Source organism: Leifsonia sp. (assembly GCF_051955155.1).
Lineage (GTDB): Bacteria > Actinomycetota > Actinomycetes > Actinomycetales > Microbacteriaceae > Leifsonia.
In genome coordinates, this window is the sequence record NZ_JBQCGZ010000056.1 from 1 (window position 1) to 8,307 (window position 8,307).

The 8,307-nt window shown below is 70.9% G+C and carries 9 protein-coding genes; 7 read left to right on the plus strand and 2 right to left on the minus strand.

The window, feature by feature from the left end; genetic code table 11:
* Window positions 1-105: 105 nt before the first annotated feature.
* Window positions 106-1,224 carry an alkaline phosphatase family protein gene (locus tag ACTHMF_RS05730; RefSeq protein WP_440316661.1) on the plus strand — a complete coding sequence of 373 codons (1,119 nt, stop codon included), beginning with the start codon at window positions 106-108 and terminating at the stop codon, window positions 1,222-1,224.
* Window positions 1,225-1,250: 26 nt separating this feature from the next.
* On the opposite strand, the gene sepH is transcribed toward ACTHMF_RS05730, so the two are convergent.
* Entirely contained in the window at window positions 1,251-2,408 is a 1,158-nt protein-coding gene (gene sepH, locus ACTHMF_RS05735) for a septation protein SepH (protein ID WP_440316656.1), read from the minus strand.
* Window positions 2,409-2,613: 205 nt separating this feature from the next.
* Between sepH and ACTHMF_RS05740 the strand changes: the two genes are divergently transcribed.
* Window positions 2,614-2,907, plus strand: a complete 294-nt coding sequence (locus tag ACTHMF_RS05740) for a DUF4193 domain-containing protein (protein WP_026307201.1) — start codon at window positions 2,614-2,616, stop codon at window positions 2,905-2,907.
* 12 nt (window positions 2,908-2,919) lie between these two features.
* Here the strand turns inward: ACTHMF_RS05740 and ACTHMF_RS05745 are convergent, their stop codons facing one another.
* Complete coding sequence (locus tag ACTHMF_RS05745; protein ID WP_440316657.1) at window positions 2,920-3,384, minus strand: DUF3093 domain-containing protein; 465 nt, start codon at window positions 3,382-3,384, stop codon at window positions 2,920-2,922.
* 39 nt (window positions 3,385-3,423) lie between these two features.
* On the opposite strand from ACTHMF_RS05745, the gene dut reads away from it, so the two are divergent.
* The 5 genes from dut to ACTHMF_RS05770 form a co-directional block, all read left to right on the plus strand.
* Window positions 3,424-3,882 carry a dUTP diphosphatase gene (dut, locus tag ACTHMF_RS05750; RefSeq protein ID WP_314147921.1) on the plus strand — a complete coding sequence of 153 codons (459 nt, stop codon included), beginning with the start codon at window positions 3,424-3,426 and terminating at the stop codon, window positions 3,880-3,882.
* A complete protein-coding gene (locus ACTHMF_RS05755; protein WP_314147922.1) occupies window positions 3,879-4,523 on the plus strand; it encodes a DUF3710 domain-containing protein in 645 nt (214 codons plus the stop codon). Before dut ends, ACTHMF_RS05755 begins: the two co-directional genes overlap by 4 nt.
* Window positions 4,524-4,531: 8 nt before the next feature.
* On the plus strand, window positions 4,532-5,278 hold the full coding sequence (locus ACTHMF_RS05760; protein WP_314147923.1) for a DUF3159 domain-containing protein: 747 nt from the start codon (window positions 4,532-4,534) through the stop codon (window positions 5,276-5,278).
* A 22-nt stretch (window positions 5,279-5,300) separates the two neighbouring features.
* Window positions 5,301-7,676: an HAD-IC family P-type ATPase gene (locus tag ACTHMF_RS05765; RefSeq protein ID WP_440316659.1), complete on the plus strand. Its 2,376-nt coding sequence runs from the start codon at window positions 5,301-5,303 to the stop codon at window positions 7,674-7,676.
* A 139-nt stretch (window positions 7,677-7,815) separates the two neighbouring features.
* On the plus strand, window positions 7,816-8,307 hold a 492-nt coding region (locus ACTHMF_RS05770), incomplete at its 3' end, for an aconitase family protein (protein WP_440316660.1).

The window sequence follows — 8,307 nt, forward strand, 5'->3', positions numbered from 1 at the left end:
GGGCGGGCGGGTGTGGTGGTGCTGTTTTTGGTGATGGCGGTCTGGGGGTGCGGGCCCGACGGCGCCGTCCCGTCCGGCTGTGTCAGACTGGGCCGGATGTCCCCCATGCTACCGGCCGCGTTCACGACCAGAGCGAGCCTCGCCACGGTTCTGCCGAGTTCCCTGGCGGCCCTGAGCGGCTCGGTGAACGACTTCGGTCTGCCGCGGCTGGACAAAGTCGTGGTGGTCGTGGTCGACGGGCTCGGCGCCGCCGCCCTGCGCGCCAGGGGAGGGCACGCGCGGACGCTCGCGCCCGCGCTGTCGAAGGCGACGACCATCGACTCCGGCTTCCCGACGACGACGGCGGCCGCCCTCACGACGCTCACCACCGGGACCACGCCGGGCGAGCACGGGATGGTCGGCTACCGGGTGCGGGACGCGGCGGGCCGGCTGACCAACCAGCTGAGCGGCTGGGACGAGCTGATGGACCCGGCGACCTGGCAGCGGTCGCAGACCGTGTTCGAGCGGGCGGCCGAAGCGGGCATCCCCTCGATCGCGATCGGGCTGCCGAAGTACGCGGGCTCCGGGTTCACCGCGGCGGCCCTGCGCGGCGCCGAGTTCGTCGGCGGCCGGACGCCGGCCGACCGCTTCGCGGTCGCGGAGCGCTGGCTCGCGACGCCGGGCCCCGGGCTGGCGTACCTCTATGTCGCGGAGCTCGACCAGCTCGCGCACGCGCGCGGCTGGGAGTCACCGGAGTGGACGACCGCGCTGGAGACGATCGACGCTCTCGTCGCCGGGCTCGCGCGCCGGCTGGGGCCGCGCCGCGCCGTACTGCTGACGGCCGACCACGGCATCGTCGACGTCCCCGAGACCGGTCACGTGCTCTACGACGGCGCCCCGGAGCTCCTCGACGGGGTGCACGAGGTCGCGGGGGAGCCGCGGATGCTGCACCTCTATACCGAGGACGGCGCCGCCGACGCCGTCGCGTCTCGCTGGCGCGACAGCGAGGGCGACCGGGCCTGGGTGGCGACCAGGGCAGACGCCGTCGAGGCGGGCTGGTTCGGTCCCTCCGTGGATCCGGGCGTCGCGCCGCGGATCGGGGACGTGCTGGTGGGGGCGCGCAAGCGCATCGCGTACTACGACGACCGCGACCCGCAGCGCACCGGCCGCAGCATGATCGGCCAGCACGGCTCGCTCACACCCGAGGAGACGCGCGTCCCCCTGCTCCGCTTCGGCGCCGCCTGACCCTCTTCACCCGCGAGGGGCAGAGATCAGGCGAGGTCGTCGTCGGTGCGGGCGCCGAAGACGATCTCGTCCCAGCTCGGCATCGCCGCACGGCCCTTCTTGCGGCCGGACGGAGCGGAGTCCTGCGCGGGCGCGGACGGAGCAGATGGAGCGGACGGGGCCGACGGCGCGGCCGGGGTCTGCGCGCCCGGGGCCGGCAGCTCCTCGATCACCGTGATCGACTCCTCGACGATCCGGAACGGCGCGGGCGCCGGGGGCGTCGGGTCGAGCAGCATCGGCTGCTCGTCGAACGCGCTGGTCTGCAGCGGCGGCTCCAGCGGTGGACGCTCCTCGAAGCCGGCCTGCTCGCGCTCGCCCCGGCGGCGGCGCAGCGCCTCCAGCAGGTCGGCGGTCTGGTGCAGGTCGCGCGGGGTGTCGTCGTCGGCGCGCTTGATCGCGGAGACCGCGATGGAGTTGGAGGCGCGTCCGGGGACGAGCGGCTCCAGCGGCTGGGTGATCTCCGGACCGAGCAGGTCGGTCGGGGGAGCGGGGAACGTGAACGCCCCGCTGTCGAAGCGGGAGGTGTCCGGCTCGCCCTCGTGCGGCAGCACGGCGCGCAGCCGGGGGATGAGCGCACCGCCGCGCAGCTCGCCGGCCTGCGAGAGCGTCGTCGCCTCGGAGTTCAGCGGCGCGAGCGAATGCTTGCGGGCGTCGTAGGTCCAGCGGGCGTCGTGCTCGATCTCGTCGGCGGTGAACTCCAGCTTGACGATCCAGCCGGTCTCGCTGTCCTTCCAGCTCGCCCAGCGCTCGCCGGAGACGCCGAGCGAGGCGAGCCGTTCGCGGATGACGGAACCGAACGTGTCGCCCTCGCCCATCGGGTCGACCTCGACGGCGGTGTGGACGGGGACGCTCAGCGCGCTCGCGACGATGTGCTCGCGCTCGGCGACGATGGGTCCCTCGAAGCGCTGGACGTACTCCAGGGGCGCCCCGGTGACGGCGGCGACGTCCTCGGCGGACATGCCGGAGCGGATGTGCGCCTGCACCTCGCGCGGTGACAGCTTGGGCGCCTCGGTGGACGCCTGCTGGCGCGCCTGGCGGACCCGCGACTGCAGCGTGTCGTCGACGGCGATGCGGAACCGCTCACCGTCGTCGCCGACGGCGACGATCGCACCGTTCTCGACCCCGATGACCTTCAAATCCTGCATGTGGATGCCTTCCGAGCTCGCGTTCGTTCTGGGCCAGGATGCCACGGGAATGGGGGGTTTTCCGGGAATACCTCGGGCGTGCCGGAAGTTGAGAACCGAGCAATCGCTGAGAGGCTCCTGCGTGGTTTTGCTATTCGACTGCGATTGATGCAAACTATGGCCGCCGATTGCGAGAATCGGCCGTTACGACGAGAAGTGGATGGGCATGGCAACGGATTACGACGCACCGCGGAAGACCGAGGACGACTCCGAGTCGATCGAGGCCCTCAAGGAGCGAGTTCCGGACAAGATGTCCGGTGTCGTCGACGTTGAGGACGCGGACAACCCCGGTGGCTACGAGCTGCCGGGAGCGGACCTGTCGGATCTCGACCTGGACGTCGTCGTGCTGCCTCCCCAGGCGGACGAGTTCACCTGCGTGAATTGCTTCCTGGTGAAGCACCGCTCGCAGATCGACCACGAGACCAAGCTCGGGCCGATCTGCGTGGAGTGCGCCGCCTGAGCGACGCGCACGCTACGACGCGAGTCGAGCCTCATCGAGAACCCGGACCAATCGGTCCGGGTTTCTTGTCGATACGAGCCAGTAGGGCGCCGGGTCGTCCACGTCCAGCACCGGGATCTTCACGACCGACTTGACCCAGCCGCGGATGAGCAGCCAGGCGCGCGCGTCCAGCCGCTGACCCCGCTCGAGCGTCGCCGCGTCGCCCGTGAAGGCCTGCGGCTCGCCGATGAACTCCAGCGGGATGCGGGCGTGGCCGGCGGAGAACTCCGTGCCCGTGACCCGGATGGTCGGCGCAGACACGATCAGCGCAACGACGATGGCGGCGTAGAACACGATCGCCAGCACGACGCCGACGGTGAAGTTGATGGGCGCGAAGACCAGCATCACGGCGGGGATGACGAGCAGGGTGGAGATGAAGAGCCACGGGGTCGCCCACAGGCGCTCCCGGTACAGCTCGCCGGTCAGGTTGTTGTTCACACCCCCTATTCGATCAGACTTCTGCACTACCCTCGACACGTGACCGATACCGTCGACGTCCCGATCATCTCCGAGCACCTTCCCGCCTACGCTCACCCGGGCGACGCCGGCGCCGATCTCTGCGCGGCGGAGGCCGTCACGCTCGGCCCCGGCGAGCGGTACACCGTCCCGACCGGCGTCTCGATCGCGCTGCCGGAGGGGTACGCGGCGTTCGTCGTGCCGCGCAGCGGTCTGGCGATGCGGCACGGCATCACGATCGTGAACGCGCCGGGCACGGTGGATGCGGGATACCGCGGCGAGATCCGGGTGACGGTTCTGAACACCGACAGGTCGATGCCGTACGATATCGCCGTCGGCGACCGGATCGCGCAGCTGATCGTCATGCCGATCGCACGCGCGGAGTTCATCCCCGTCGACACCCTGCCGGACAGCCACCGCGGAACAGCGGGATTCGGCTCGTCCGGCTACACCGTGACCCAGGCAGGAGAACACGCTTGACCGACAGCAGCGACACCCCCGGCGAGCTCGAGCAGCCGCTCGACGCGGAGAAGTCCGCGCCGGAGGACCGCGCGACCGAGGGCCCGCTCGACGAGAGCGAGGCCAACCCGGTCCGTCCCTATGTCGACCTCGGCGGGGTGAAGATCCTCCCGCGCGAGGGCCTGCACCTGCGCCTGGAGGTGGAGGAGGAGTCGCAGCGCGTCGTCGCCGTCGGCCTGGACTACGCGAACTCGACGCTGCAGGTGCAGCCGTTCGCCGCCCCCCGCTCGACCGGGCTGTGGCACGAGATCCGCGGCCAGATCGCCGAGCAGGTACAGCGCCAGGGCGGGCGCGTGAGCGAGCGCGACGGCGTGTTCGGTCCCGAGCTCGTCGCCGAGATCCCGGTCGCGGCGCCGCAGGGCGCGCCGGGCGAGACCCGCGTCGCGCGCTTCGTCGGCGTCGACGGGCCGCGCTGGTTCCTGCGCGGGGTGATCGCGGGCGACGCCGCCGTGAAGCCGGAGGCCGCCGCGCTGGTCGAGGACCTGTTCCGCAGCATCGTCGTGGTGCGCGGCTCCGTCCCGATGCCGCCGCGCGACCTCATCCCGCTGCGCATGCCGGCCGCTCCGAGCACGGGCCCGGACGCCGGCTACTCCTCTCTTTAAGGCAGCACGTGACCGAGAACCACCAGCCGGCCGGGCCGGAGAAGGACGAGCAGCTCGCGGCGACGCTCGGCGAGTCGATCGCGCGGGCCGCGCGCAAGTCCGGCATCGGCCAGCTGCCGGAGGGTGACGAGTCGACCGGGCATGCGCTGCTGGCGGCGCTCGGCGGCGTGCGCGGGCTGCTGGAGACGATCCTTCCCGGTCTCGTCTTCCTCATCCTCTTCACGTTCACTCAGAACGTCCCGCTCTCGATCGGGCTCTCGGTCGCGGTCGCCGTGATCTTCACGGTGGTCCGCATCGTCGGCAAGACGCCCGTCACGCAGGCGATGGCCGGGCTGATCGGCGTCGGCGTCTCGGCGATCCTCGCCCTGATCACCGGGCGCGGCGAGGACAACTTCCTGCTGGGGATCTGGACGAACGCCGCCTACGGCGCCGCGCTGCTGATCTCCATCCTGGTGCGCTGGCCGCTCATCGGCCTCGCCGCCGGCTACCTGATGGGCGACGGCCTGGCCTGGCGCACGGTGAAGTCGAAGTTCCGGGTGATGCAGGCGCTCACCTTCCTCTGGTTCCTGCTCTTCGCGGCGCGGCTGCTGGTGCAGGTGCCTCTGTATCTGGCGCACACCCCGGAGGCGACGAGCGCGCTCGCGCTCACCAAGCTCCTGATGGGCGTGCCGCTGTACGCCCCGCTCCTGCTCATCACCTGGTTCGTGGTGAAGGGGCAGTTCCCGCAGAAACCGCCGGCGAAGACCGCCGCGTAACGGGGATCGGAAGGGGGAGGGGATGCTCGACGCGCGGAGGCGGGAGGGGCTGACCGCGTCCGAGGTGGCCGAGCGCGTCGCGGACGGCAGATCCAACAGCCAGCGCCAGCCCACCTCGCGGTCGGTCCGCGACATCCTGCGCGAGAACATCTTCACGCTGTTCAACGGCATCCTGACCGCGTGCTTCGTGGTCGTGGTGCTGCTGGGGGACCTGCGCGACGGCTTCTTCTTCGGCGTCGTCGTCGTCAACGCCCTGATCGGCATCGTGCAGGAGCTGCGCGCCAAGCGGGTGCTGGACAGGGCGGCGCTGCTCGCTGCCCCGGAGAGCCGGGTGCGGCGCGACGGCGTGGTCGTGACCGTGCCGCTGGAGCAGGTGGTGCTCGACGATCTCCTCGTGCTGCGGCCGGGCGACCAGGTGCCAGCCGACGCCGTCGTCGCCGAGAGCACGGGGCTCTCGCTCGACGAGTCGCTGCTCACGGGGGAGTCGGACCCGGTGTTCAAGGACGCCGGTGCCCCGCTGCTCTCCGGGTCGCACGTGGCGACGGGGACCGGGTATGCGGTGGTCACCGCGGTCGGCGCCGACTCGTACGCGAGCAGGCTGACCAGCGAGATCCGCCGGCACTCGCTCGTCCACTCCGAGCTGCGGGACGCCACCAACCGCATCCTGGTCTACCTGTCCTGGATCCTCGGGCCGGTCATCCTGATCACCCTGATCGGGCGGGTGCTCGCCTACGGCGGCTGGAGCGAGCTGTTCGTCGACACGCGCTGGCGGCGGGCGCTGCTGGACGCGGTCGCGGCGGTGGTCGGCATGATCCCGGAGGGGCTGGTGCTGCTGACGAGCCTCGCGTTCGGGGTCGCCGCCATCCAGCTCGCGGCGCGCAAGGTGCTCGTGCAGGAGCTCGCGGCCGTGGAGGTGCTGGCCCGTGTCGACGTGCTGTGCCTGGACAAGACCGGGACGCTGACGACGGGCGAGCTGACGCTGGAGCGCACCGAGCGGCTCGGTTCCGCTGTTCCGGAGGAGCTCGCCGAGACGGCGCTGGCCGCGTTCGGCGCGGACGACACCGGCAACGCGACCTCGGGCATCCTCTCCACCCGGTTCACCAGCGACCGGTTCCGGGTGTCGCGGCGCATCCCGTTCAGCTCGGCCACCAAGTACAGCGGGCTGGTCATGCACGTGGACGGCGCGGAGAGCTCGTGGGTGCTCGGCGCGCCGGAGCGCGTGCTCGCCGGGCACGAGGAGGAGCTCGCCCGCGCGACAGCGATCGCGGCGACGGGACGGCGGACGCTCGCGCTCGCGCGTGCCATCGACCCGCTGCCGCAGGGCACGCACGTGCCGCTGACCGGCGTCGCCGTCGAGCCGGCGCTGCTCGTGGTGCTGGGGGAGACCCTGCGGCCGGAGGCAGCGGAGACGCTCGGCTACTTCGGCGAGCAGGCGGTGCGCGTCGTCGTGATGTCCGGCGACAATCCGGTGACCGTCGAGGCGGTCGCGCGCGCCCTGAACCTGGAAGGGGAGGCCGTCGACGCCTCCACGCTGCACTCGGACCAGGAGCTGGCGGACGCGCTCGAGACCGCGAACATCTTCGGCCGCGTGAGCCCGGAGCAGAAGCGGACGGCCGTCGGGCTGCTCAAGGACGCCGGACGCACGGTCGCGATGACCGGCGACGGCGTGAACGACGCGATGGCCATCAAGGACGCCAGCCTCGGCATCGCGATGGGGACGGCGACCGCCGCGACCAAGGCGGTGTCCCGCCTGGTGCTGCTCGACAACCGGTTCGACCGGCTCCCGAACGTGCTGGCCTCCGGGCGGCGCGTGATCGCGAACGTCGAGCGGGTGTCCAACATCTTCCTCGCGAAGACCGTCTACGGAATCCTGCTCGCGCTGGTGAGCGCCGCCGTGCTCTGGCCGTTCCCGTTCCTGCCGCGCCAGCTGACGCTGGTGTCGACGCTCGCGATCGGCATCCCCTCGTTCTTCCTCGCGCTCGCGCCGAACAAGCGGATCTACACGCCGGGCGTGCTGCCGCGCATCCTGAAGTACTCCATCCCGACCGGCGTGATCGCGGGGCTGACCGCCGTCGTCGCCTACGCTCCGCTGTACCGCAGCATCCCGCTGCACGAGGCGCGCAGCGTGACCACGCTCGCGCTGTTCTGCGTCTCGCTCTGGATCCTGTGCGTGCTGACCCGCCCGCTGACGCCGTGGCGCTGGGGGCTGCTCGGCGGGGTCGCTGCCGCGTTCGTCCTGGTCTGCGTCCTCCCTGTCACCTCGATGTTCTTCGAGATGCACCTGAAGCCGGATCTCGCGCTGCTGTGGGGGATCGCGGTGGGCGCGGTCGGCTCGGCGGGCATCGAGCTGTTCTACCGCTTCGCGCGGCGGCGCGCTCTGGTGTTCGATCGGCTCTGAGCGTGCTAGATTTATCTCGACGTCAAGATATTTTCCCGAGCTGACGACTTAGGCTTACCTTGCTGGAAACACGCTTCGACGCACGACAAAGATGGACACGGCTTGAGGGGCATCCCCTGCCGACGAAGGAGAGGGCACAGTGTCAGCTGTAAATAGTTTCGGTGCGAAGAGCACCCTGACCGTCGGATCGAAGGACTACGGGATCTTCCGGATCGACACCGTCGACGGGTACAAGAAGCTGCCCTTCAGCCTCAAGGTGCTGCTGGAGAACCTGCTGCGCACCGAAGACGGCGCCAACATCACCGCGGACCACATCCGCGCCCTCGGCGGCTGGGACCCGACGGCCGAGCCGAACACCGAGATCCAGTTCACGCCGGCCCGCGTGATCATGCAGGACTTCACCGGCGTCCCCTGCATCGTCGACCTCGCCACCATGCGCGAGGCGGTCTCCTCGCTCGGCGGCGACCCGAACAAGATCAACCCGCTGGCGCCCGCCGAGATGGTCATCGACCACTCCGTCATCGCCGACCTCTTCGGTCAGCCGGACGCGCTCGAGCGCAACACCGACATCGAGTACGAGCGCAACGGTGAGCGCTACCAGTTCCTGCGCTGGGGTCAGACGGCCTTCGAC

Excerpts from the sequence above, each read along its gene's own strand:
- sepH (WP_440316656.1), bottom strand. The coding sequence starts at position 2,408 with ATGCAGGATTTGAAGGTCATCGGGGTCGAGAACGGTGCGATCGTCGCC.
- ACTHMF_RS05740 (WP_026307201.1), top strand. The coding sequence starts at position 2,614 with ATGGCAACGGATTACGACGCACCGCGGAAGACCGAGGACGACTCCGAG.
- ACTHMF_RS05730 (WP_440316661.1), top strand. The coding sequence starts at position 106 with ATGCTACCGGCCGCGTTCACGACCAGAGCGAGCCTCGCCACGGTTCTG.
- ACTHMF_RS05765 (WP_440316659.1), top strand. The coding sequence starts at position 5,301 with ATGCTCGACGCGCGGAGGCGGGAGGGGCTGACCGCGTCCGAGGTGGCC.